Raw genomic sequence first — 23,805 nt, forward strand, 5'->3', positions numbered from 1 at the left:
CTATTTCATTAGCATTTAGAATTCTGTGAAAGATTATTTGCAGACCCGATTTAAAACCAAAAAATTGCTTTCTGAATTTCGACATAATCTCTGCCTCAATATTGATTTTTTGATAATTCTAGTTACAATAACATTCTCATTTACAGTATTTACTACTCCTGCATCATATCAATATGTCTGTCGTGATATCCTAATAGGTATAAAACGCCATCCAGCCCTAAGCTAGAGATGGAAGTGGCTGCGTTTTCTTTTACTTTCGGCTTGGCGTGAAAAGCGATTCCTAAACCAGCCAGGTTCAACATAGGTAAATCATTTGCACCATCACCCACCGCAATGGTTTGGTTGATGTGTATGCCTTCTTTTTCTGCAATGGCTTTTAGATATTCGGCTTTCTTTGCACCGTCCACAATTTCGCCTAAATAGTTGCCCGTCAATTTACCATCTTTAATTTCCAGTTGATTGGCGTAAACATAATCAATCCCCAATTCCTTTTGCAAATAATTTCCAAAATAGGTAAATCCTCCAGATAAAATGGCCGTTTTATAACCGTAATATTTTAAGGCTTTCATCAAGCGATGTGCTCCTTTGGTTATAGGTAGATTTATAGCCACATTGTGTAGTACATCTTCGCTCAAACCTTCTAGCAAAGCCATACGTTTTTTGAAACTTTCACTAAAATCAATTTCGCCATTCATAGCCGATTCTGTAATGGCTCTTACTTGCTCCCCTACACCAGCTAAATCAGCTAATTCATCAATGACTTCGGTTTGAATTAAGGTAGAATCCATATCAAAACACACCAAACGCCTGTTTCTTCTATACATATTATCTTCCTGAAAAGAGATGTCAACATCTAATTTTCCAGAAATTTCCATAAAACTAGCGGTCATTGACGTTTTATCAACAATATCGCCAGTTACGGATAATTGTACGCAAGAACGAGGATATTCTTCTTTCTCCACTACCGATGTTCTACCCGTTAATCGTATGATAGAATCGATATTCAAATTTTGATTTGACATTATTTTGGTCACAGCTGCCAGTTGTACGGCAGTCAATGTTTCTCCCAAAATATTGATGATATAGCGTTGCTTGCGTTGTCCTTTTACCCAAATTTCGTAATCAGGAATAGTAATGGGACTAAAGTTAACCTTAATCCCCAATTCATAAGCTTTGAATAATAAATCTTTCAAAACAGGTGCAGAAGAAGATCCTGCTTGTATTTCAAATAAAATTCCTAAAGATAGCGTATCATGAATATCTGCCTGACCAATATCTAAAATAATGGCATCATAGGTCGCCAATATGGATGTTAATCCAGCGGTTACCCCAGGTTTATCCTGACCAGAAACTTTTAATAAAATAATCTCTTTATCTTCTACTGCCATTTTTATTATATTAATTTACGATGGGCAAAAATCGACAATCTATTGCTTATAAAAAAGAATATTCCTTTTTTTTAACAAAGAGAAAACAGCTGTTTGAATTTTCGTAGTTCATCAGCTGAAAAATTGGATTAAAATAATCTTTAGCAAAAAAAACCTGCTCAAATAAATGAACAGGTTTGGGGATGACCCTTTGTTAAAGTTTTAAACTCTGACAAAGGTATTTTTTTCAAACTTTAAGAAGCAATTTCCAATCGTTTCAATAAGTTTCTATTGAGCGTTTCCTTAGCATAATCCACGTCGATTTCTAATATTTTATCGTCGGAACTTGGCAATTCATACATCGCATCAGTCAAGATTGCTTCGCATAAAGAACGTAATCCACGGGCACCCAATTTATATTCTAATGCTTTTTCCACAATAAAATCCAATGCTTCATCGGTGATGTTAAAATCAACATCGTCCATAGCAAATAATTTTTGATATTGTTTAATGAGTGCATTTTTAGGCTCGGTCAAAATGGCTCTTAATGTTGCTCTATCCAACGGATCCATGTGGGTTAAAACAGGCAAACGACCTATGATTTCAGGAATTAATCCATAATCTTTAATGTCTTTCGGGATAATATATTGCAACAAATTTTCTTTATCTATGTTATCCACATTTTTTGAAGTGCTGTAACCAACGGCCTGACGGTTCAATCGTTTAGAAATAATACGCTCAACCCCATCAAAAGCACCACCTGCAATAAACAGAATATCTTTAGTATTGACTTCCACAAATTTCTGATCTGGATGTTTTCTTCCTCCTTTTGGAGGAACATTCACCACGGTTCCTTCCAGCAATTTCAATAAGGCCTGTTGTACTCCTTCGCCAGAAACATCACGAGTGATGGATGGGTTATCGCTTTTACGCGCAATTTTATCGATTTCATCAATAAAAACAATTCCCCTTTCAGCTTTGGCCACATCATAATCAGCAGCTTGAAGTAAACGGGTCAATATGCTTTCTACATCTTCCCCTACGTAACCCGCTTCTGTTAATACAGTCGCATCAACAATAGCTAAAGGAACATCCAGCATTCTGGCAATGGTTTTAGCCACTAACGTTTTCCCAGTTCCTGTTTGACCTACCATGATAATATTGCTTTTTTCAATATCAACATCATCGTTCAATTGCTGTTGCATCAAACGTTTGTAGTGGTTGTAAACGGCAACTGCCATTACTTTCTTGGTTTGGTCTTGACCTATAACATATTGATCTAAAAAGGCTCTGATTTCTTTTGGTTTTTGCAAAATCAAATCCGAAGCTAATTTAGAATTCCCGTGCGTTTTTAATTCTTCAACAACAATTCCGTGGGCTTGCTCGATACATTTATCGCAAATGTGCGCATTTATTCCAGCAATCAACAGATTGGTTTCTGGCTTTTTTCTCCCACAAAATGAACATTCTAATACTGCTTTTGCCATTTATTTTATTTTAGCTTCTTCTTAAAACCTCATCAATCATACCATATTCCTTGGCTTCGTCAGCAATCATCCAGTAATCGCGTTCGCTGTCTTTGTGAACTCTTTCAAAAGTTTGTCCGGAATGATGGGAAATAATTTGGTACAATTCGTCTTTCAATTTTAACATTTCACGAAGATTGATTTCCATATCAGTGGCAACACCTTGTGCTCCACCTGAAGGTTGGTGAATCATCACTCTAGAATGTGGCAAAGCTGAACGTTTTCCCGCTGCCCCTGCACACAATAAAACAGCGCCCATTGAGGCTGCCATTCCCGTACAAATTGTTGCTACATCCGGTTTTATATATTGCATAGTATCATAAATCCCTAATCCGGCATAAACGCTTCCTCCTGGAGAATTAAGATAAATTTGAATATCTTTTGAAGCATCGGCGCTTTCAAGAAACAACAATTGTGCTTGAACAATGTTTGCAATTTGATCATCAATTCCAGTTCCCAGAAAAATAATTCGATCCATCATTAAACGGGAAAAAACATCCAGTTGAGAAATGTTCAATTGACGCTCTTCTATGATGTAAGGCGTCATACCTGTTGGTGTCATTGCATTTACAATTTTATCGTAATACAAATTATTTACTCCATGATGTTTGGTAGCAAATTTTCTAAATTGCTTCGCCTGTTCGAGCGTAGCTCTCGGGTCTTTACCGTAGTTCATATATTAAAGTTTAAAAGTTAACCCTTCAACTGCGCTCAGGGTACCTGAAATTGTAAACAAAAAAGCGCCAAAATAATTTGACGCTCAAATATAATCATTTTTTTTAAATTTATTCTCCGTAAGAAGCGGCAATGAATTCTTGATAAGAAACTTCTTTAGTTTTAGCGTTTGCTTTTTCTTTGAAGAGTTGCAACATTTTCTCCCCAACCACTTGATCCGAAAGTCTTTTTACTTCTTCTTGGTTTGACAAAACTCTTGCTACAATTCCTTCCACTTCTTGAGCAGTAGGATTTGTTTGTCCGAATTGCGCCATTTGTTGTCTGATAGATTTGGTGGTAAACGATTTCAAATCCTCAAAAGTGATTTGAATATTACTTTGTGCCAATGCTTTTCCTTCAATTAATTGAAAACGCAATCCTTTTTCTGATCTCTCATATTCGGCTTCTGCTTCTGCTGGAGAAAGTTTCTTTTCTCCGACAGTTTGCAACCATTTCTTAAGAAATTCCGCAGGTAAATCGAATTTCGTGTTTTCGATTAAAAAATCGGTAACGTCAGCCATCAATTTTTGATCTGCTTGTTGTGCAAACTGGTTTTCGGCATCTTCCTTGATTTTTGTTTTCAATTCGTCCAATGAAGCTACGTTTCCTGCTCCAAAAAGTCTGTCGAACAATTCTTGATTCAATTCAGCCAATTCTGTTCCGTTGATGGTTTCAATCGTAAAATCCACATCGATATCTAAACCGTGAACCTCATCATGACTTACTTTTAAAACATCCATTAGTTGGTGATCGTCTTCAAATAACCCTTTTGTGTTTATGGTAACGACATCACCCACTTTTTTGCCTATGAATTTATCGGCCGTGTTTTTATCTTTAAAAATAGACAATGACACCGTTGATTTTGTATTTATTCCTTTTTCTTCATTGGTGAAAGTTCCAGAGATATCAAAGCTCTCTTCAACTATAGTTTGAGGAATTGGTTTTCCAAATTGTTTTTGGATGCGTACCACTTGGTCCTCAATCATTTTGTCATCGGCAGAAATTACATATTTTACAATGTCATTACTGGCTTCTAAATTCAATTCAAATTCCGGTGCTAACCCGATTTCATATTCAAAAACCAAATCGGTATCGTCCCAAGAAAAATTTTCGTTGATTTTAGGAAGCGGAGTCCCAAGAAGGTTTAATCGCTCTGATTGAATGTAACGGCCAAGTGCCAAATCAACCACTTTGTTTACTTCTTCAATTTTAATGGCTTTCCCGTATTGTTTTTCAACAAGATCTTTAGGCACCGCCCCTTTTCTAAATCCTTTAACGGTTGCTAAAGGCATTTTTTCGTTTATTCTTTTTTGAACTTGACCTTTGTATTCCATGTTCGTAACTGTCATTACAATTACCTCAGTTACTGCGTCAATTTTTACTCTTTTAATATCCATTTCCTTCTTTAATTTACATAATAAAATTGGGTTGCAAAATTATAACATTTTTGCAACCCAACCAAGTTTTTAATTTATTGTCGCTTAATTATTTATCTCCACTCGTAATAAAAAACATAATTGACTGTAAAATCGACAAAATGATACTGAAAAACAGTGCCGTCCAGAATGTATTAACATAAAACCCTCCCACAATTTTTGTGCAAAAAAGAATTAAAACAGCATTAATTACCAATAAAAACAATCCTAAAGTTACAATTGTCACCGGTAAGGTTAATATAACCAAAACAGGTTTTATAAAAAGATTAAGCAATCCTAAAACCACTGCAACGATAATCGAAGTAGTGAAGCTCTCCACCTTAACTCCAGGCATAAAGCGAGCAATAATCATTACCAGAATGGCCGTGACTAAAATTCTGAAAAGTAATTTCATGATTTTTTATTTAAATTTTAATAAATATAAAACATTTTAATCATTTTAAAAAATTAATTTCCTTCTAAAAAATCAGTCGTTATTTCATAAAATGCTTTAGGGTTTTCGGCATGAAGCCAATGACCCACATTGGGAATCGTTTTAATTGTTACCTTGGGGAAATGCTGTTTGATGTTATTGAAATCTTCTTCTTTGATGTAACCAGAATTGCCACCTCTTAAAAACAAGGTTGGTTTCTCGAAAAAGGAACCTTCCGGGAGTGCCGCCCCTATTTGCTCCATTTGTTTATTAAAAACATCCAGATTGAAACGGAATGCCAGTTGTGTTGGTTCTTTCCAATAAAGGTTTTTCATCAGGAATTGTCGCGTTCCAAAATCAGAGATATGTGTTTTTAGAATCTCATCAACTTGGTTTCGCTCTGGTTTTTTAGAAAAATCGACTGCATTTAGTCCCGCAAGAATCTCCTGATGATGGGGGCTGTAATATTTTGGACCAATATCGGCCACAATTAATTTATCTACTTTTTCAGGATAGTTAACCGCAAACAACATGGCCACTTTTCCGCCCATAGAATGCCCTATGATATCGATACTTTCTAAGTTATGGCCTTCACAATACTCTAAAATATCCTGCGCCATAACATCATAATTAAATTCCTCCGCATGAAAACTCCGACCATGATTGCGCAAATCGAGCATGTGAACCTGAAAACCTCCGGCCGAATATTGTGTTCCCAGGGATTTCCAATTGTCAGACATTCCTAAAAATCCATGAAGAATAAGAAGCGATTTGCCTTGTCCTTCTATTTTTGAGTAGAGCATGATGATGTGGAATTTGGGAATTAAATTATTGCCCCCAAACTTCATCTGCAAATTTAAAAAATTTATGAAATTGTTCTTTATACTAAATCTATTTTACTGTATCTTTAACATAAACTATCTTTTCAAAATAAACTTTTCTTTCCCCTCCAGTGATGCTATCGTTTTTGGTGGGTTTACGATTAAAATATTCAAGCATATAGCCCCTTAGTGTTTTTTTTCCAGGAGTATCAAACCATCTCCCAAAGGCAACAACATAATTAGGATTTGCTTTTGGAAAATTTACTTTATTTACTTTATCCATATTCAAATTATTAAACGTATCTAATTTTACAACTCTATCATTTGAAAAGTTTTTATTAAAATTATTTGTTTCTTTTCCCAACAACATCATAATCTGAGAATTATACTCTCTTAATAATGGGCTATTACAAATTACAGCAACTGCAAAAGGTTTATCAATACTAATCGTATCTTTTGAATAAAACTTAAAACGAATCATACTTGAGTTTCTTGATACAAGAGTGTCATTCTCAAATTCTTTTTGATTATAATGATTAAATTTCTTTGCACACCACAATGTATCTCCTTGTTTATTAAAATACCATTGTCTATTAAGGATATAATCATCTCCGACAATAAAATATTCCCTCGTTTCACTTAAAAACCCTTCGCGCGTATAACATTTCCAATTTCCAAATTTTCTCTTTTTGAAATCTTGGAGACCAACTTTATATGTCTTCTTATTATTATAATAATAGATTATACTATCATAGTTATTTTTTCTATATATCTTCTTAAATGGCATTTTATCAGAAGTATCATAAAAGGTGAAAAATTCTTTTACTTTACTATTTTGATTAAATTTTATTAGATATTTTAAATTTGTAGAAGCATAATATTTTTCTTCTACTTTATAATTATGCTGGTTTTGGCATGAACAAAATATTATATATAATATAATTACAATAAGATTTAATTTTACTTTCATAACACTTATTTTTTAGGTCTTATTATCGTAATAGTTCTTCCAGGAGTGATTGATTCTATACTGCATCCCCGATCCCCGATAGCGCGGATTTACAATCCGTGCCTACAATCAAATTCAAAACAAATCTAACAAAATAACGCCTAAATCATTTTCTAAAACCTGCGCCCGATAGCGCGGATTTGCAATCCGTGCCCACAATCAAATTCAAAACAAATCTAACAAAATAACGGCTAAATCATTTTCTAAATCCGCATAATTTCTTTTTTAAACAACAAAACTACAACTTTTTATGGTTGTAGTTTGTTTGCTTTACTTTTTGGGCACGGATTGTAAATCCGCGCTATCGTTCACGAGAATATTTTGTCATATCCGTGCCATCGGGGGACTATCATAGGTGAGTATATCCGATCGATCGGGGTTTTCTTTTTTCTATTCTAAAACTTCGGACCAACCTCTATTATTCAACAACACCATAACATCTTCATTTTCAAAATAATTCCTTAAATGGAACCCTTTTTTATAAAAGAATCGTGAGAGGAGCAGTACTTATACTGATATACTAAAGCCCCAGCTCCGCAAAGTGTTCTATTGTACCGCAACGCTCCGCAAATGTCTCCCGACTTTGCGGAAATATCTTTAAAAAATTAATCCTAGCTGTTATATTTTAGAATCGAATTTGGATTTAAAACATTTACAAAAAATTGGTAAACCAACTCAAACTATTACATAACGAATTTTTCGAAGATACAATTTTTATAGAAAAATTCCGCAAAGTCAGGAGACATTTGCGGAGCTTTTCATAGGAACTCTTTGCGGAGCTGTAGCCTTGGGAATATATTACATTTACTTATCCAAAAAATTTAAAGATTTTAATTTTTCTTTTGTTTCAACTATTTTTTTCTTCAATTCTTCTACTGTTGTAAAACCAGACCATAATTTATGATCCTCTTCATAAGGAGAAAATTTTTCAGATATATTACTTAATTCAAAAAAAATAGAATATTCTATTTCCTTAAAATCGTTATAATCTAATTCATTGACAAAAGTGTTATGAAATTCATCAGAAAAAGTAGATTCATTAATTTTAGTTAATAAATATTCATCTAAAAGCCAATACAATCTTCTTTTGTCATTTATATTGTAACACATAATTTATTAAGGTTTAATTGGACTATATTGAAAATGCCAAATTGAGTTACTCGCTTCATGATAGAGAACTTCAAGTTCGTATGTTTTACCATTTTTTATCATTTCTACCCCGATCTCCGAAGTGTGTATCGGCGCTCCGCAAATGTCCCCCAGCTCCGCAAAGTGTTCTATTGTACCGCAACGCTCCGCAAATGTCTCCTGACTTTGCGGAACTATCTTTAGAAAATTAATCCTAGCTGTTATATTTTAGAATCGAATTTGGATTTAAAACATTTACAAAAAATTGGTAAACCAACTCAAACTATTACATAACGAATTTTTTCGAAGATACAATTTTTATAGAAAAATTCCGCAAAGTCAGGAGACATTTGCGAAGCAGCCCTGTTTTAATCGAATACTTCAGAGAAAAGAGAGTTTTAAATATTAATTATGACTTTTGCGTGAAGGATGGAAGTGAAAATCCTGTCTCGTTTTTTAACGGGACAGATTGCAACGTACAGCCTGACCCTTGTGGTCACGCCCCAATTTTTTTACTTTAACCCGTTGGGTGTAATTCAAAATTGTTTAATTTTTAGCCACATAGAGACATAGATTTTATGAATTTTGAAAGGCGTTTCACTTTATTTGAGAAAAACATAGCCATGTGAACCCAAATATTGGGCTATCCAACTCTTTTTTTCTATGTTTCTATGTGGTTCAATTTTTTATTTATTCTATAATTTAAATTTTCATCAATTACACCCAACGGGTTACTTTAATTTCTGCAAATACATATTCACTACATTTTCCAATCCAAGATAAATGGCCTCAGAAATCAAAGCGTGCCCAATGGAAACTTCCAGTAAATTAGGGATGTTTTGTTTAAAAAACTGGATATTGTCTAAACTTAAATCGTGTCCGGCATTGATTCCCAATCCCAATTCATTCGCCAAATTTGCCGAAACTATGTAGGGTTGAATCCCGTTTTTGTTGCCTAAACCGTAATCATGAGCAAAAGCCTCGGTGTACAGTTCTATCCGATCAGTTCCAGTGGCTTTCGCTCCTTCTATCATTTCCAGAACGGGATCAACAAAAATGGAAGTTCTTATGTTGTTGCGCTGAAATTCCTGAACGATTTCTGTTAGAAAAGAGTGGTGTTTTATGGTGTCCCAACCCGCATTTGACGTGATGGCATCAATAGCATCCGGAACCAAGGTAACTTGCGTTGGCTTTATTTCTAGAACGAGATCAATAAAACTTTTTTCTGGATTTCCTTCGATATTGTATTCCGTGTAAACAATAGTTTTTAAGTCGCGTGCGTCCTGATACCGAATGTGACGCTCGTCCGGTCTTGGATGAATCGTGATACCTTGTCCTCCAAAACGCTGAATATCCCGAGCAACTTGCAATAAATCTGGGACATTTCCTCCACGAGCATTTCTTAAAGTGGCTATTTTGTTAATATTTACACTTAACTTTGTCATTGTAAAATGATTTTTGAAATTGATTGTGCAAAAATACAAAGTTAAACTAGGTGATATTGCATATTATTGATTAATTTGCATGAACTATTTAATTCCGTAATTATGACAGAAATTAAAGACTATATCTCCAACGATTACAAGGCGATAACAAGCAACGAAACCATTGCTGAAGTTAATGACTATTTTCATGAGTTGCCGTTTTCTCACTTTCCGGTGCTGGAAGAAGGGGTTTATATGGGCTGTATTACCTTAGACGATGTTGAAACCTTTGATGCGGACAAGAAAGTGAGTGATTACAGGTACACTTTAGAAGGTTTTTATGCCCGAAACTCAATGATTTGGCTGGATGTTTTAGAAGTTTTTGCTAAAAACCATACCGATATTGTTCCTGTTTTAGACGAAAGCAACCAATATCTGGGCTATTATGAATTAGTGGACATGGTTAAATTTTTTCATGAAACTCCATTTCTGAAAGAATCTGGAGGCATCATTGTCGTAAAAAAACCCATCTTGGATTATTCGATGAGTGAAATTACCCAAATTGTGGAAAGCAATAACGGCAAAATCTTAGGCTTATTCATTTCAGAATCTGATGTACAAAGTGTGCAAATCACTATTAAAATTAGCTTGGGCGCGATGAATACCATCATTCAAACGTTTAGACGATACAATTATGAGATCATTTCTGAACATCAGGAAGACAATTATATTAATACCCTGAAAGACCGTTCGGATTATTTGGACAAATACCTTAATATTTAAATAGTATTTGGGTTATTTGTAATGCGATTAGACAAACAACCCAATCAACGAATTGATAACCATATGAAAGTAGCCATCTACGGGCAATATTACCGGAATAGCACAGAATCAATAATCAATGATATTTTTGTCTTTTTCAACAAGAATAATGTTGAAATGGTTATCGAAGAAGTATTTTCGGAAATGTTATACGAGAAAAAAATCATTAAAAAAGAATACAAAACTTTTAACTCGCATACGGAATTAGATGCTACTTTTGACATGTTCATAAGCATTGGCGGTGACGGAACCATATTAAGGGCTGCCACCCTAGTCCGAAAATCGGAAATCCCTATTCTAGGCATTAACGCAGGCAGGCTGGGTTTTCTAGCATCGATACAAAAAGAAAATATTGAAGCTTTTTTACAGCTTGTGATTGAAAAAAAGTACACCATTTCGCCCAGAACTCTTTTATCTTTGAATTGTAGTCCAAAAAACGAGGCCATTCAAGATATCAATTTTGCTATGAATGAAATTACGGTAAGCCGAAAAGATACCGCTTCGATGATTACTATTGAAACCTATTTGAATGGCGAATATTTGAACTCCTATTGGGCTGATGGATTAATTATTGCCACACCGACCGGATCTACCGGCTATTCAATGAGTTGTGGTGGTCCAATTTTAATTCCTGAAGTAAAAAGCCTGGTAATTACACCCATTGCCCCACACAATTTAAACGCAAGACCTTTAGTCATACCAGACAAAACCGAAATTCGCCTTAAGGTTTCTGGAAGAGAAGAAAACTATCTCGTTTCGTTAGATTCTAGAATTGCATCGGTAAAAAACGAATCGGTGCTAATTATCAAAAAAACTCCCTTTAAAATCAACATGGTGGAAATTCCCGAGGAAACCTTCCTTAAAACGCTTCGAAACAAACTACTTTGGGGAGAAGACAAAAGAAATTAAGTTTATTTCAATCTGTTTTTATACTACAACCCATCCATTATCGTTTCCCTACTAAGCCTTTACTCAATGATTGGTTTTTATTAACCCAAACAATAATAATTTAACACAAATACTAATTTGATAGCCATATAGTATTCATAATTATTATATTTGCAAGCTATTGTTAAAAAAACAATGAATAGACTTTTTATTTTTTTATTTTTATTTTTTGGTCTTACGACAACAAAAGCACAAATCCATGAAATTGGAGTGTTCTTAGGAGGGAGCAATTATATTGGAGAAATTGGAAAAACGGATTATATAGCTCCAAACCAAGCTGCTTTTGGTATTTTGTATAAATGGAATAAAAGTCCGAGACATTCTTGGAGATTTTCCTATACAATGTCTAAAATAATTTCTGATGATAAAAATGCTACCGATCCCGCAAGAAAACAAAGAGGGTATGAATTTGAAAACAGCATAAAAGAAGTGGCAGCTGGTCTTGAATTTAATTTTTTCGATTTCAATTTGCATGATTCAAAACCAAAATTAACACCCTATGTATATTCTGGATTAAGCTACACTCGTTATGACGGTCTATATTTTGTTAATGGAAAAGCCGAAATTGATGAAACTCACGGAACACTTGCCATTCCGATGATATTGGGTATAAAAACCAGATTAGCAGGACACCTTATACTGGGACTTGAAGCTGGGGCAAGATATAGTTTTAAAGATGATTTAGACGGGAGCAATCCAACGAATACAAATTTAGAAAATTTAAAATTTGGAAATATAAACAGTAAGGATTGGTATGTTTTTACTGGATTTACATTAACCTATACTTTTGGAAACAAACCTTGTTATTGTGCAGATTAGATTATGAGCTTATTAGACAGTATAAATAAAGAAAATTTACCTAAACATCTTGCCATCATTATGGATGGCAATGGTCGTTGGGCCAAGCAAAAAGGATTTTTAAGGGTTTTCGGTCACGAAAACGGCACCAAATCCGTAAGGCATATTGTGGAAACCTGTGCCAAACTGGGCATTGAAAACCTAACACTGTACACGTTTTCTTCAGAAAATTGGAACAGACCAAAATTAGAAGTGAATGCGTTAATGAAAATATTAATCAATTCACTAAGAAAGGAACTTAAGACCCTTGTTGACAACAACATAAAATTAAATTCCATTGGAAATCTTGATTTGTTGCCAAAATCAGCACAAAAAGAGCTTAAAGATGTAATTGACAAAACGGCAAACAATTCTAAAATGGTGCTGACTTTGGCTTTAAGTTATGGATCGCGAGAAGAACTTGTGAATGTGGTTAAAAGCATCAGTGATAAAGTTAAAAATAATATAATTTCAATAGACGCTATTGACGAATCAATTATTAATGAGCATCTTTACACGCAAAATTTGCCAGACGTAGATTTATTAATAAGAACCAGCGGTGAGCATAGAATAAGTAATTTTTTGTTGTGGCAAATTGCCTATGCCGAATTATATTTTACCGATGTTTTATGGCCAGACTTTAAAGACGAGAATTTGTATGAGGCTATTATCAGTTATCAAAAAAGAGAACGTAGATTTGGAAAAACAAGTGAACAAATTAAATAATTTTTTAGTGTTACATAAAAGCATCAAATTAGTCTTAACAATAGTATTTTTCGGAACCATCTCACAACTCAAGGCACAAGACAGAGTGCCATTTGACCAAGGTAAAAAATACATTCTTGCCAATGTAAAAGTTACCGGTAAAATTAGTTACAATGAACAAACCGTAGTAACCTTTGCGGGACTGGAAAAAGGCCAAGAGGTTACCATTCCTGGAGAAGAAATAAGTAATGCCGTTAAAAAACTTGGTAAATTAGGGCTTTTTAGCGACATCGATTTTTACATCAACAAAACCGAAGGAGACAGCATCTTTCTGGAGCTAAACATTAATGAACTGCCAAAATTAAGTGAAGTTAAATTTGTAGGCATAAAGAAAAACAAAACCGAACCTCTGATAAAAGACAACGGTTTAACCAAAGGCAAAATAGTAAATGAGAATTTAGTTACCACTACCAAAAACTACATCGAAAACAAATACAAAAAAGACGGTTTTTACAACACCAAAGTGACAATAAACACAATTGCCGATACTACTGAGGGCAATAATGTAAAAATGCTTGTTAAAATTGACAAAGGCGAAAAGATAAAAATAAAAGAAATTGTATTTCACGGCAACGAAAAGTTTACAGACGCTAAACTTCGTGGCGCGATGAAAGACACAAAACAAATCAACCGTCTTAGAATTTTAAAATCTTCAAAATTTATCAGCGCCAAATACAAAGAAGATTTAGTCAAAATTATTGACAAATACAAAGAGAAGGGGTACCGAGATGCACGTATTGTTTCTGACAGCGTGACTTATCTTAAAGAACAAGATAAATTAGCCATAGCTATTACTGTTGAAGAAGGCCATAAATACTATTTTGGAAACATTAAGTTTCTGGGGAATACCATTTATTCGGATCAGGGTTTAAGCAGAATGTTGGGTATCAAAAAAGGAGACGTTTACAACGGGGTTCTGCTTGAAAAACGAATTGCCGACAAATCCAAACCAGACGGAGAAGACATTACCAATTTATACCAAAACAATGGGTATTTGTTTTCAAACATCAATGCCGTTGAGGTAAAAACAGCCAATGACACGATTGATTTTGAAATTAGAGTCACTGAAGGACCATTAGCCTATTTCAACAAAATAACGGTAGTTGGAAATGACAAAACCAATGACAAAGTGATTTACCGTGAATTGAGAACAAAACCAGGCCAAAAATACAGCAAAGAAGAATTAGTAAGAACCATTCGGGAAATTGGACAACTGGGCTTTTTTGACCCTGAAGCTATTGACCCAAAATTCAAAAATGTTGATGCTGGTGCCGGAACAGTTGATATCGAATACAATCTTGTCGAAAAAGGCTCTAGCCAAATTGAACTTCAAGGGGGTTATGGCGGGGGTGGTTTCATTGGAACTTTAGGATTATCATTTAATAATTTTTCCGTTAGAAATTTGTTTAATAAAGAAGCCTACAAGCCACTTCCTATGGGAGATGGTCAAAAAGTAGCCCTTCGTTTGCAAGGAAGTACTTATTTCCAAACTTACAGTTTATCCTTTTCTGAACCTTGGTTTGGAGGAAAAAAACCAGTGCAATTTAGCTCCTCTTTTGCTTACAGTAAACAATTTGCCGGAAGTCAGTTTAGCTATGGCGTAGATAAAAGCAAAAGTTTTAATATCATTTCACTCTCTGCGGGTATAGCAAAAAGGTTAAGTGTCCCTGATGATTTTTTCGTTTTATCTCAATCGGTTGCTTTCCAATTTTATGATTTAAACAATTATAATACCGGATTATTCAGAAACTTCAGTAACGGATCGTCAAGAAACTTATCCTATACTGTAGGACTAACCAGAAATAATAAAGGGGTTAATCCTATTTTTCCAACCTATGGCTCCGAATTTAGTGTTATGGGTAAATTTACTTTGCCTTATTCTTTGTTTAATGGCATTGATTATGCCGATTTAAAAAATCAGGCAGAATATAAAAAACGAAATAATGGAACTACTGCAATTTCAGGATCAAATGGAGATATTCAACCTGGCGAATATTATAATGATGCTGGACAAAAGGTAGAAACCTACCAAGAAGCAGGAATCGATCAGGGAAAAATAGACCAGAAAAAATTCAATTGGCTCGAATACTATAAAATAAAATTCAAAGCAGATTGGTTTACTAAAATTTATGGTAAATTAGTACTGCGTTCTTTGGGTGAATTCGGGTATCTGGGAACCTATAATAAAGATAGGGGAATGGTTCCATTTGAAAGATTTTATGTTGGTGGAGATGGATTAGCTAATTATGCTCAAGACGGACGGGAAACCATTCAGTTGAGAGGTTACCCTAACAATTCATTATCTTCAAATGTAGGAGGTACCATCTATAACAAATTTTCTTTAGAGATGCGATATCCAATAACATTAAAATCGGCTGCCTCTATCTACGTATTATCCTTTCTTGAAGCAGGACAAGCATACGATACTTTTAGGCAATACAATCCGTTTGCTTTAAAACGTTCGGCTGGAGCCGGTTTAAGAATTTTCATGCCTGCGTTTGGATTGTTAGGTATTGATTTTGGCTATGGTTTTGACGCGCTAACCGGAGAATCTAAGGCACATGGAATGGAAACTCATTTTATAATTGGCCAACAATTTTAAAAATAACTATATTTGGCACGGTATTTTCTAATAAAATTTAGGTTATGAGAAAACATATTTTATTGCTGATTTTAATCATGGCTGCATCAACAACGGTTCATGCACAGTCTAGAGGAGTTAAAATAGGCTATATCGACATGGAATATATTTTGCAAAATGTTCCTGATTACATGGAAGCAAAAAACCAGTTAGAACAAAAAGCGCAAAAGTGGAAACAAGAAGTAGAAGCTAAGAAAAATGTAGTCACAAATCTTAAAGAGGCCTTAAAGGCAGAAAAAGTTTTACTGACTAAGGAATTAATCCAAGAAAGAGAAGAAGAAATTACTTTTCAGGAAACGGAATTGTTAGATTATCAGCAAAAAAGATTTGGCCCAAATGGAGATTTAGCCATTCAAAAAGCAGTTCTTGCACAGCCCATTCAAGACCAAGTTTTTACAGCTACGCAAGATATAGCCGAAGCGAAGAAATATGATTTTATTTTTGACAAATCGTCCGACTTGACCATGTTATTCGCGGCTAAACGATTTGACATCAGTGACCAAGTGATCCGGGTAATTACAAGAAGTACTAAGAGGAATCAGCTTAATGCAAAACAACTCAAAGAAGAAGAAGCAAAACAGGCGAAAGAAGACATGGCAGACGATGCTCCCGCTTCAGACGAAAAACAAAAAAGTCTTGACAACAAAAAAGCAACTAGAGAAAAAATAATTGCCGACAAAAAATTAGCAGCTGAAGAAAAGAGAAAGGCTGCTGAGGAACAAAGAAAACAATTATTGGCAGAAAAGGAAGCTAAGAAAAAAGGGGTAGAAGTTCCTGCAAAAACAGAAACACTCAAAACTACTGATAAAACTGACACCATTTCGCCAGAAAGCCAAACCAAAAAAGCTATAGATGGTACTGAGGTTGATTCGAAACAAAAAGCTGCCACAGAAAGAGAAAGAATTCTTGCAGAACGCAAAAAAGCATTAGAAGATAGAAAGAAAAAAGCACTGGAAGATAGAGAAGCTGCAAAAAAAGCAAAAGAAGAAAAAGCAAAATAAAACAATAATTAATTAATATTTAAAACGATGAAACAAATCAAAACTTTATTGATAGCAGCCGTAATATTCCTAAGTGGCAACCAGGCTATAAATGCACAATCTAAAACAGCTCATGTTGATGTTAGTGAAATAATGTCAAAAATGCCTGCAATGTTGGAAGCTCAAAAACAATTAGAAAAGCTGAGCGGTACTTATGACACAGAGTATAAAGGAATGGTTGAAGAATACCAAAACAAATTAAAAAAATACGAGCAAGAGGCTTCAACAGTTACAGAGGCCGTCAATGACACAAGATCTAAAGAAGTTCAGGACATGCAAAAAAGAATTGTAGATTATAGAGACAATGCGCAAAAAGAATTGCAACAAAAAGAATCTGAAATTGTAAAACCTATCATGGAAAAAGTGAAAGTTTCAATTGCAAAAGTAGGTAAAGCTAAAGGCTTTCAATATGTTTTAAATTCTGAAGGGTTACTTTTGGCAGATGGTCCAAACTTAACTGCTGATGTAAAAAAAGATTTGGGATTTTAGTCTAAACTCCTTTTTAATAAAATAGAGAAACTGCTCATTCGAAATTTCGAAATTGAGCAGTTTTTTTTATATTTGATTCATGATTAACAATCAACCCATAGGTCTTTTTGATTCAGGAATTGGAGGGACGTCCATTTGGTCAGCCATACATGAACTTCTCCCAAATGAAGACACCATTTATCTAGCTGACAGTAAAAATGCCCCCTACGGGAAAAAATCAAAACGAGAAATCATTGCATTAAGCATTAAAAACACGGAAATTCTTTTGGAGATGAATGCCAAGCTTATTGTGGTAGCTTGCAATACTGCAACAACAAATGCCATAAAAGAGTTAAGATCTATGTATCAAGTGCCTATTATAGGGATAGAGCCCGCAATAAAACCAGCAGCATTAAATTCAAAGACCCAAACCATAGGCGTTTTAGCAACAAAGGGGACTTTGAGCAGCGAGCTTTTTAATAAAACCGTAGAAATATACCAAGACACTAAAATTGTGGAACAAATAGGTCATGGCTTGGTGGAACTGATTGAAAATGGGGAAATCAACTCTTCAGAAATGACCCTATTGCTTCACTCCTATCTTCAACCTATGATGGAGGCTAATATTGATTATTTGGTTTTAGGCTGTAGCCATTATCCGTATTTGATTCCTCAAATAAAAAAAATACTTCCAAATCATATAAAAATAATAGATTCTGGGGAAGCAGTAGCTAGGCAATCTCAAAAAATAATACAAGAAAAAATTGGCGAGCATGCTCCGGGGAAAGGCAAGGCTATTTTCTATACAAATGGAAACCCTAAAGTCCTTAGCGGAATTTTAAAAAACGAATATGAAGTGATTAAAAAAGATTTTTAGAAACTTATTCCTCTTTAAACCAACTTGAATACATTACGTAATTGTTAGAAATGCGTTCGATTTCTCCTGCAAAATCAGATTGGTCAATATCTTTAACTTTCTTTGCCGGAACTCCCGCCCAAATACTTCCAGACTTAACCACGGTATTTTGAGTAACCACTGCGCCGGCAGCAATTATCGAATTGCTTTCAACAACACAATTATCCATAATAATAGCTCCCATACCTATCAACACATTGTCATGAACGGTGCAGCCATGAACAATCGCATTATGGCCAATAGAAACATTGTTTCCTATATGGGTAGCATGTTTTTGGTACGTGCAATGGATTATAGCACCGTCTTGAATGTTGACTTTATTCCCAATCATTACGGTGTTAACATCTCCTCTTATGACTGCATTAAACCAAACACTACAAGAGTGCCCAAATGTGACCTCACCTACAATTGTGGCATTTTCTGCAACATAGCAATCCTTTGGAATAGACGGGGTTTTACCATTAACCGATTTTATCAACATAGCTCTAAAAAAATAGTCCCGAATGAATCGGGACATAATGATATAATTTCTAATTAATTGCAGGGCAATTACAGTGGTATTTTTCTTTTTTGCAAAATAAATCCATCCCTAAAGTAATTTGATGGTAACCTGCATTATCAAAATTAACAGCTCCTGTTAAATACGAATAGGTGTAGGAGAACATAAAATTTTGATAATTTAACCCTATAATTGGTGTGATATACTGAAGTTTTTGTGACTTTACGCTTCCTCCTTCAACATATTCAGCTCCGTCCAAACTCCTTCTATAGGACAATCCACCCCAAAGTTTTCCAAAATCCAACGGTTTGTAGAGCTTAAAATTCAAGTCGACTGTTTTTTCTTTGGTTTGACCAATAGATTGAAACATGATCGATGGCTCCATTAGCAAACCGTCTTCCTGACCAAAAGTATAACCCGCATTTAATATTATTTTCCTAATGTTATCACTTTCGTATGAAGTGTATAGTTCCCTTCTGGTTTCTATGGCGTTTTTCACTGTAGCATGAACATAAAAATCCAAGTAGTTGTAAGATGCTCCAATATCTACGTTAAAATAAGAGTCCGTTTGAATGGTACCTGCAACAATCGGGTCAAACCCAAACGCCCCCAAAAATTCAGTTTCATCTAATTTACTCTGGACAACACCAACATTCACACCAAAGGACAGTTGATTCAAATCGACATTATCCCTAGAAAACATGATATGATGAGCATAGGACAACTTCAATCCTGTTTGAGAATGATATCCATTTCTATCATTATAAGCAATTGCTCCAGCTCCGTCAAAATCGCCAATTCTGCCATTAAAACTTATCGTTTGTAACGCAGGGGCATCCGTTTGTCCAAACCATTGCTGGCGTGCTGTTAATCGTAATTTAGAACAATTTGCGGCACCTGCCATCGAGGGATGTAACAAATAATAATTATCCGATAGGTAATCCGAATAAACTGAAATACCTTCTTGAGAAAATGAAAATTGTGTTGCAAACAGGACAACTAAAAATACTTTTTTAAAATTCATTTATTTTTTATTTTATTAAATACAATCCTCATTCTTCCATAATTAAAAGGAAATCCATCCTCAAAATTAACTTTGTCCTCAAAAAAAATGCAGACACAAATCACTTTATCTAAGTTGCGCCCAAATATATAAATTTTTGAATGTTTTTTTATCAAAAAAAACATTATTCGGCTAAAAAAATTAGTTTTTTTTATATCCGCATATTTTTTATACCTCATTGCTTCAACAGCAAAATACTAAAACGTTAATTTATTGTTTAATTGTCCAAAATTAATTATTCACTCCTAATATCTTTGTTAAATTTGTAAAAAATATAAAATCATGATCAAATTAATTTTTAAAGAAACTAATAATCCTGCCATATTAAAATTTGAATTTCCAGACTTTATTACCTTAAACGAAAGTTTCGAGTTTAAGAACATCGATGAGGCACAAAATTCGCCACTTGCCCAACAATTATTCTATTTGCCTTTTGTAAAAACCGTTTATATATCAAGCAATTTCATAGCTATAGAGCGATTTAGTATTGTAGATTGGAGCGATGTTAAGGAAGCCGTTGCAGAACAAATTGAAGAATATGTCAACAAAGGCGGAGTTATAATTACTGCCAATGAAACAAAATCTAAGAAACAACCCGCAACCGTTTACGGAGAAACCACCCCAAATCCTGCTGTTTTGAAATTTGTTGTAAGCAGAATGCTAACTAAAACAGCAGTAGAATTCAAAAACATAGACGAAACAAATGCGTCTCCATTAGCAAAGGAATTATTCAAATTTCCTTATGTGAAAGAAGTTTTTATAGATGAAAATTACGTTTCCATCACTAAATATGCTGTCAACGAATGGGAAGAAATTACTTTGGAATTACGCTCTTTCATTAAACAATATATTGAAAACGGCGGAACCGCTCTTGACGAAAGTCTTATGGTTTCAAGTCCAAAAATTGAAAAACAAAAAATTGAAAATTTCGACAATCTCGATACGACTTCACAGCAAATTATCAACATTCTTGAAGAATACGTAAAACCTGCCGTTGCTGCCGATGGCGGAAACATCCTTTTCGATTCCTATGACGAAAAAGAAAAACGGGTAAAAGTGGTACTACAAGGCGCTTGTAACGGCTGTCCCTCTTCAACATTTACCCTAAAAAGTGGTATTGAAAACATGCTGAAAGACATGTTAAACGACAAAGATATTATTGTAGAAGCCTTAAACGGATAACCTAAATTATAAATCAAGCGTTTCTTTAGAGACGCTTTTTTTTGGAACTAATCTGGCTATACATTACAATTCGCCGTAAAAAAGGTGGGATTTTCATTCCAAACGAAGTTTTTTACTGAACTCCAAATAAAATAAAAGTATAGTGAGGTAATCCGGGCTAAAAACATGCAAAAATCATGAATCAACTATCACAAGAAACAAGTCCTTATTTATTGCAACATGCCAGCAATCCCGTAAATTGGAAAGCATGGAATACAAATTCATTGGCAGAAGCCATACAAAACAACCAACTAATAATTATTAGCATCGGTTATTCGGCCTGTCATTGGTGCCACGTTATGGAACATGAAAGTTTTGAGGATACCGAAGTGGCACAAACCATGAACGCCCATTTCATCAACATAAAAGTAGATCGAGAAGAACATCCTAACGTTGATGCCGTTTACATGAAAGCGGTTCAAATTATGACCGGTCGTGGTGGTTGGCCCTTAAATATTGTCGCGCTTCCTGACGGAAGACCTATTTGGGGCGGAACCTATTTTAGAAAAGAAGAATGGATCAACGCACTTGAGCAATTGCATAAACTATATCAAAATAATCCAGAGAAAATGATTGAATATGCTGAAAAACTACACCAAGGTATTGAAACGATTAGCATTGTTCAAAAGCAAGATTCAAAGGATGAATTGGATCAAAATCGAATAAAACCGCTTGTAGAAAAATGGAAAAAAAGTTTTGATTTAGAATTTGGCGGAATGGCTCGTGCGCCTAAGTTCATGATGCCTAATAATTACCAATTCCTTCTAAGATACGGCTACCAAACCAATGATTCAGAGTTATTGGATTTTGTAAACCTTACTTTAACAAAAATGGCGTACGGTGGGATTTTTGACACGATTGACGGTGGGTTTTCACGCTACTCCGTCGACATGAAATGGCACGTTCCTCATTTTGAAAAAATGCTTTACGACAATGGGCAATTAGTTTCGCTTTACGCGGATGCGTACAAACTAACCAAAAACCCTTTATACAAGGAAATTATAACAAAAACACTGGGTTTCATTACACGAGAATTAACCAATAAGAAGGGTGGTTTTTTCTGTGCGCTTGACGCCGACAGTTTAAACGAAAAACAAGAACTGGAAGAAGGGGCCTTTTATGTTTGGCAAAAACCAACGTTACAAAAACTTTTAAAAGACGATTTTGAGTTGTTTTCGGTGGTTTTTAACATCAATAACTTTGGATTTTGGGAGAAGGACAATTATGTTTTGATACAAAATCAATCCTTAGAAGAAATTGCCATTTTGCATAAAATGGAGGTTTTAGAATTGGAATCCAAAAAGAAATCTTGGGAACAAATACTATTCCAAGAAAGAGAAAAACGAAGCAAACCAAGGTTAGACGACAAATGCCTCACGTCCTGGAACGCCATTATGCTTAAAGGTTTTGTAGATGCATACAAGGCATTAAAAGACGACAATTATCTCGAAATTGCCATTGAAAATGCCGATTTCATCCTGAAATACCTTTGGACTCCAGAAGGAAATTTGCTCCATAATTACAAGAACGGAAAAAGCACGATTAATGGTTACCTCGAAGACTATTGCTTTGTAATTGAGAGTTTTATTGCGCTATACGAGGTCACTTTTGAAGAAAAATGGCTTCATAATGCCAAACAATTAACTGATTATTGTTTGGAACATTTTTACGACGAAAAAAACCAATTTTTTGCTTTTACTTCCAATTTGGATGCTGCTTTAATTGCAAAACATTTTGAAACTGAAGACAATGTTATTCCGGCATCCAACTCCGTTATGTCCAATAATTTATTTAAATTGAGTATCTATTTTGAAAATATTTACTACAAAGAAACTGCTAATCAGATGATTAAAAATATCATTTCGAGCATAGATTACCCATCCGCTTATTCCAATTGGCTTAATGCGTTTTTAAATTATTCCGAACAAAATAAGGAAATAGCCTTTTGTGGTTCAGACGCCTTAGATTATAATTCTGCGATAAATGAACTCTATTTACCCAATATTATTTTAGCTGGTTCAGAAAACGAATCAAATCTTCCGTTTTTAAAGGATCGATTTGTAGCAGAAAAAACACTACTATATGTTTGTCAAAACAAAACCTGCAACAACCCCATAGCACTTTCAGAAGAAGTTGATGAAAATTTAAAATCCTTACTGTGAGATAGTTAATTTTTATTCGTAAATTTGGTTATTAACCAATAAATATACATTATTATGGGATTTGGAACGTTTATCAAAAAGTTGTTTGGTTCGGGAAAACAATCTGCCGAGGGCTTAACAGACAAAGCAGATACTATTGCTGAAGATATTTATGCTAAAGCAAAAGAGAGTGTTGCACCGATGATTGAAAAAGCCGAGAGTTATGCTGAAGTTGCCAGGGAAAAAGCAAGCAATGCTATAGCGGATGTTATTGATTCGGCAAAAGAAAGTGTGGCTCCAATTATTGGAAACGCAGAAGTTTATGCTGATATCGCAAAAGAAAAAGCAAGCAATGCTTTAGCAGATGTCATTGATTCAGCAAAAGAAAGTGCGGCACCAATTATTGAAAAAGCAGAAAATTTTGCAAATGAGGCAAAAGAAAAAATTTCGGATACTTTCATCAGCTCAAAAGAAAAAGTGAATGATTTCATCCATAAGGAATCCAAACCTATTGCAGAAAACAAAAACAGAATTGAAGAAGATGCCGATTAAAATTTAAAAAATCTTATTTTTGCATCTCATTAACCTTAACCTTCCTCATCAGGAA

General features: G+C 34.6%; 22 protein-coding genes. 11 read left to right on the top strand and 11 right to left on the bottom strand.

The window, feature by feature from the left end; all coding sequences use genetic code 11:
* Positions 1-152 precede the first annotated feature (152 nt).
* The 9 genes from serB to DB895_RS01990 form a co-directional block, all read right to left on the bottom strand.
* Positions 153-1,388: a phosphoserine phosphatase SerB gene (gene serB / locus DB895_RS01950; RefSeq protein WP_116723673.1), complete on the bottom strand. Its 1,236-nt coding sequence runs from the start codon at positions 1,386-1,388 to the stop codon at positions 153-155.
* A gap of 233 nt (positions 1,389-1,621) precedes the next feature.
* Complete coding sequence (gene clpX / locus DB895_RS01955; RefSeq protein ID WP_116723674.1) at positions 1,622-2,854, bottom strand: ATP-dependent Clp protease ATP-binding subunit ClpX; 1,233 nt, start codon at positions 2,852-2,854, stop codon at positions 1,622-1,624.
* A gap of 10 nt (positions 2,855-2,864) precedes the next feature.
* Positions 2,865-3,569, bottom strand: a complete 705-nt coding sequence (gene clpP, locus DB895_RS01960; protein WP_116723675.1) for an ATP-dependent Clp endopeptidase proteolytic subunit ClpP — start codon at positions 3,567-3,569, stop codon at positions 2,865-2,867.
* Positions 3,570-3,678: 109 nt separating this feature from the next.
* A complete protein-coding gene (locus tag DB895_RS01965; RefSeq protein WP_116723676.1) occupies positions 3,679-5,004 on the bottom strand; it encodes a trigger factor in 1,326 nt (441 codons plus the stop codon).
* An 88-nt stretch (positions 5,005-5,092) separates the two neighbouring features.
* A complete protein-coding gene (locus DB895_RS01970; protein WP_116723677.1) occupies positions 5,093-5,437 on the bottom strand; it encodes a phage holin family protein in 345 nt (114 codons plus the stop codon).
* Positions 5,438-5,490: 53 nt separating this feature from the next.
* On the bottom strand, positions 5,491-6,258 hold the full coding sequence (locus DB895_RS01975) for an alpha/beta fold hydrolase (protein ID WP_116723858.1): 768 nt from the start codon (positions 6,256-6,258) through the stop codon (positions 5,491-5,493).
* A gap of 88 nt (positions 6,259-6,346) precedes the next feature.
* Positions 6,347-7,246: a hypothetical protein gene (locus tag DB895_RS01980; RefSeq protein WP_116723678.1), complete on the bottom strand. Its 900-nt coding sequence runs from the start codon at positions 7,244-7,246 to the stop codon at positions 6,347-6,349.
* Positions 7,247-8,089: 843 nt separating this feature from the next.
* The gene (locus DB895_RS01985; RefSeq protein WP_116723679.1) at positions 8,090-8,395 is read right to left on the bottom strand and encodes a hypothetical protein; all 306 of its coding nucleotides are present in this window, start codon (positions 8,393-8,395) and stop codon (positions 8,090-8,092) included.
* A gap of 749 nt (positions 8,396-9,144) precedes the next feature.
* Positions 9,145-9,858 (bottom strand): pyridoxine 5'-phosphate synthase, encoded by a 714-nt coding sequence (locus DB895_RS01990; protein ID WP_116723680.1) that lies wholly within the window; start codon positions 9,856-9,858, stop codon positions 9,145-9,147.
* Between the two features lie 102 nt (positions 9,859-9,960).
* Between DB895_RS01990 and DB895_RS01995 the strand changes: the two genes are divergently transcribed.
* The 8 genes from DB895_RS01995 to murI all read left to right on the top strand — a co-directional run bounded on the left by DB895_RS01995 (position 9,961) and on the right by murI (position 18,235).
* Positions 9,961-10,620 (top strand): CBS domain-containing protein, encoded by a 660-nt coding sequence (locus DB895_RS01995; protein WP_116723681.1) that lies wholly within the window; start codon positions 9,961-9,963, stop codon positions 10,618-10,620.
* Positions 10,621-10,683: 63 nt separating this feature from the next.
* Positions 10,684-11,568 (top strand): NAD kinase, encoded by an 885-nt coding sequence (locus DB895_RS02000; protein WP_116723859.1) that lies wholly within the window; start codon positions 10,684-10,686, stop codon positions 11,566-11,568.
* A 174-nt stretch (positions 11,569-11,742) separates the two neighbouring features.
* Complete coding sequence (porG, locus tag DB895_RS02005) at positions 11,743-12,426, top strand: type IX secretion system protein PorG (RefSeq protein ID WP_116723682.1); 684 nt, start codon at positions 11,743-11,745, stop codon at positions 12,424-12,426.
* Between the two features lie 3 nt (positions 12,427-12,429).
* On the top strand, positions 12,430-13,170 hold the full coding sequence (locus DB895_RS02010; RefSeq protein WP_116723683.1) for an isoprenyl transferase: 741 nt from the start codon (positions 12,430-12,432) through the stop codon (positions 13,168-13,170).
* Positions 13,103-15,811, top strand: a complete 2,709-nt coding sequence (bamA, locus tag DB895_RS02015) for an outer membrane protein assembly factor BamA (RefSeq protein ID WP_116723684.1) — start codon at positions 13,103-13,105, stop codon at positions 15,809-15,811. The genes DB895_RS02010 and bamA overlap by 68 nt, the downstream gene beginning before the upstream one ends.
* Before the next feature lie 44 nt (positions 15,812-15,855).
* Positions 15,856-16,851: an OmpH family outer membrane protein gene (locus DB895_RS02020; protein ID WP_116723685.1), complete on the top strand. Its 996-nt coding sequence runs from the start codon at positions 15,856-15,858 to the stop codon at positions 16,849-16,851.
* Between the two features lie 27 nt (positions 16,852-16,878).
* Positions 16,879-17,379 carry an OmpH family outer membrane protein gene (locus tag DB895_RS02025; RefSeq protein WP_116723686.1) on the top strand — a complete coding sequence of 167 codons (501 nt, stop codon included), beginning with the start codon at positions 16,879-16,881 and terminating at the stop codon, positions 17,377-17,379.
* 79 nt (positions 17,380-17,458) lie between these two features.
* Complete coding sequence (murI, locus tag DB895_RS02030; RefSeq protein ID WP_116723687.1) at positions 17,459-18,235, top strand: glutamate racemase; 777 nt, start codon at positions 17,459-17,461, stop codon at positions 18,233-18,235.
* A gap of 4 nt (positions 18,236-18,239) precedes the next feature.
* On the opposite strand, the gene DB895_RS02035 is transcribed toward murI, so the two are convergent.
* Together DB895_RS02035 and DB895_RS02040 are read right to left on the bottom strand one after the other, a co-directional pair.
* Positions 18,240-18,755, bottom strand: a complete 516-nt coding sequence (locus DB895_RS02035; RefSeq protein ID WP_116723688.1) for a gamma carbonic anhydrase family protein — start codon at positions 18,753-18,755, stop codon at positions 18,240-18,242.
* A 49-nt stretch (positions 18,756-18,804) separates the two neighbouring features.
* A complete protein-coding gene (locus DB895_RS02040; RefSeq protein WP_116723689.1) occupies positions 18,805-19,797 on the bottom strand; it encodes a PorP/SprF family type IX secretion system membrane protein in 993 nt (330 codons plus the stop codon).
* A gap of 321 nt (positions 19,798-20,118) precedes the next feature.
* Here DB895_RS02040 and DB895_RS02050 point away from each other — a divergent pair, with 321 nt between their 5' ends.
* From DB895_RS02050 to DB895_RS02060, 3 genes are all read left to right on the top strand, one after another.
* Complete coding sequence (locus DB895_RS02050; protein ID WP_116723691.1) at positions 20,119-21,018, top strand: NifU family protein; 900 nt, start codon at positions 20,119-20,121, stop codon at positions 21,016-21,018.
* Between the two features lie 176 nt (positions 21,019-21,194).
* Positions 21,195-23,219 carry a thioredoxin domain-containing protein gene (locus DB895_RS02055; protein ID WP_116723692.1) on the top strand — a complete coding sequence of 675 codons (2,025 nt, stop codon included), beginning with the start codon at positions 21,195-21,197 and terminating at the stop codon, positions 23,217-23,219.
* Between the two features lie 54 nt (positions 23,220-23,273).
* The gene (locus tag DB895_RS02060; protein ID WP_116723693.1) at positions 23,274-23,750 is read left to right on the top strand and encodes a hypothetical protein; all 477 of its coding nucleotides are present in this window, start codon (positions 23,274-23,276) and stop codon (positions 23,748-23,750) included.
* The last annotated feature ends 55 nt before the right edge of the window (positions 23,751-23,805 follow it).

This window comes from Flavobacterium psychrotolerans, from assembly GCF_003097635.1.
Lineage (GTDB): Bacteria > Bacteroidota > Bacteroidia > Flavobacteriales > Flavobacteriaceae > Flavobacterium > Flavobacterium psychrotolerans.

Excerpts from the sequence above, each read along its gene's own strand:
- serB (WP_116723673.1), bottom strand. The coding sequence starts at position 1,388 with ATGGCAGTAGAAGATAAAGAGATTATTTTATTAAAAGTTTCTGGTCAG.
- clpX (WP_116723674.1), bottom strand. The coding sequence starts at position 2,854 with ATGGCAAAAGCAGTATTAGAATGTTCATTTTGTGGGAGAAAAAAGCCA.
- clpP (WP_116723675.1), bottom strand. The coding sequence starts at position 3,569 with ATGAACTACGGTAAAGACCCGAGAGCTACGCTCGAACAGGCGAAGCAA.
- DB895_RS01965 (WP_116723676.1), bottom strand. The coding sequence starts at position 5,004 with ATGGATATTAAAAGAGTAAAAATTGACGCAGTAACTGAGGTAATTGTA.
- DB895_RS01970 (WP_116723677.1), bottom strand. The coding sequence starts at position 5,437 with ATGAAATTACTTTTCAGAATTTTAGTCACGGCCATTCTGGTAATGATT.
- DB895_RS01975 (WP_116723858.1), bottom strand. The coding sequence starts at position 6,258 with ATGCTCTACTCAAAAATAGAAGGACAAGGCAAATCGCTTCTTATTCTT.
- DB895_RS01980 (WP_116723678.1), bottom strand. The coding sequence starts at position 7,246 with ATGAAAGTAAAATTAAATCTTATTGTAATTATATTATATATAATATTT.
- DB895_RS01985 (WP_116723679.1), bottom strand. The coding sequence starts at position 8,395 with ATGTGTTACAATATAAATGACAAAAGAAGATTGTATTGGCTTTTAGAT.
- DB895_RS01990 (WP_116723680.1), bottom strand. The coding sequence starts at position 9,858 with ATGACAAAGTTAAGTGTAAATATTAACAAAATAGCCACTTTAAGAAAT.
- DB895_RS01995 (WP_116723681.1), top strand. The coding sequence starts at position 9,961 with ATGACAGAAATTAAAGACTATATCTCCAACGATTACAAGGCGATAACA.
- DB895_RS02000 (WP_116723859.1), top strand. The coding sequence starts at position 10,684 with ATGAAAGTAGCCATCTACGGGCAATATTACCGGAATAGCACAGAATCA.
- porG (WP_116723682.1), top strand. The coding sequence starts at position 11,743 with ATGAATAGACTTTTTATTTTTTTATTTTTATTTTTTGGTCTTACGACA.
- DB895_RS02010 (WP_116723683.1), top strand. The coding sequence starts at position 12,430 with ATGAGCTTATTAGACAGTATAAATAAAGAAAATTTACCTAAACATCTT.
- bamA (WP_116723684.1), top strand. The coding sequence starts at position 13,103 with ATGAGGCTATTATCAGTTATCAAAAAAGAGAACGTAGATTTGGAAAAA.
- DB895_RS02020 (WP_116723685.1), top strand. The coding sequence starts at position 15,856 with ATGAGAAAACATATTTTATTGCTGATTTTAATCATGGCTGCATCAACA.
- DB895_RS02025 (WP_116723686.1), top strand. The coding sequence starts at position 16,879 with ATGAAACAAATCAAAACTTTATTGATAGCAGCCGTAATATTCCTAAGT.
- murI (WP_116723687.1), top strand. The coding sequence starts at position 17,459 with ATGATTAACAATCAACCCATAGGTCTTTTTGATTCAGGAATTGGAGGG.
- DB895_RS02035 (WP_116723688.1), bottom strand. The coding sequence starts at position 18,755 with ATGTTGATAAAATCGGTTAATGGTAAAACCCCGTCTATTCCAAAGGAT.
- DB895_RS02040 (WP_116723689.1), bottom strand. The coding sequence starts at position 19,797 with ATGAATTTTAAAAAAGTATTTTTAGTTGTCCTGTTTGCAACACAATTT.
- DB895_RS02050 (WP_116723691.1), top strand. The coding sequence starts at position 20,119 with ATGATCAAATTAATTTTTAAAGAAACTAATAATCCTGCCATATTAAAA.
- DB895_RS02055 (WP_116723692.1), top strand. The coding sequence starts at position 21,195 with ATGAATCAACTATCACAAGAAACAAGTCCTTATTTATTGCAACATGCC.
- DB895_RS02060 (WP_116723693.1), top strand. The coding sequence starts at position 23,274 with ATGGGATTTGGAACGTTTATCAAAAAGTTGTTTGGTTCGGGAAAACAA.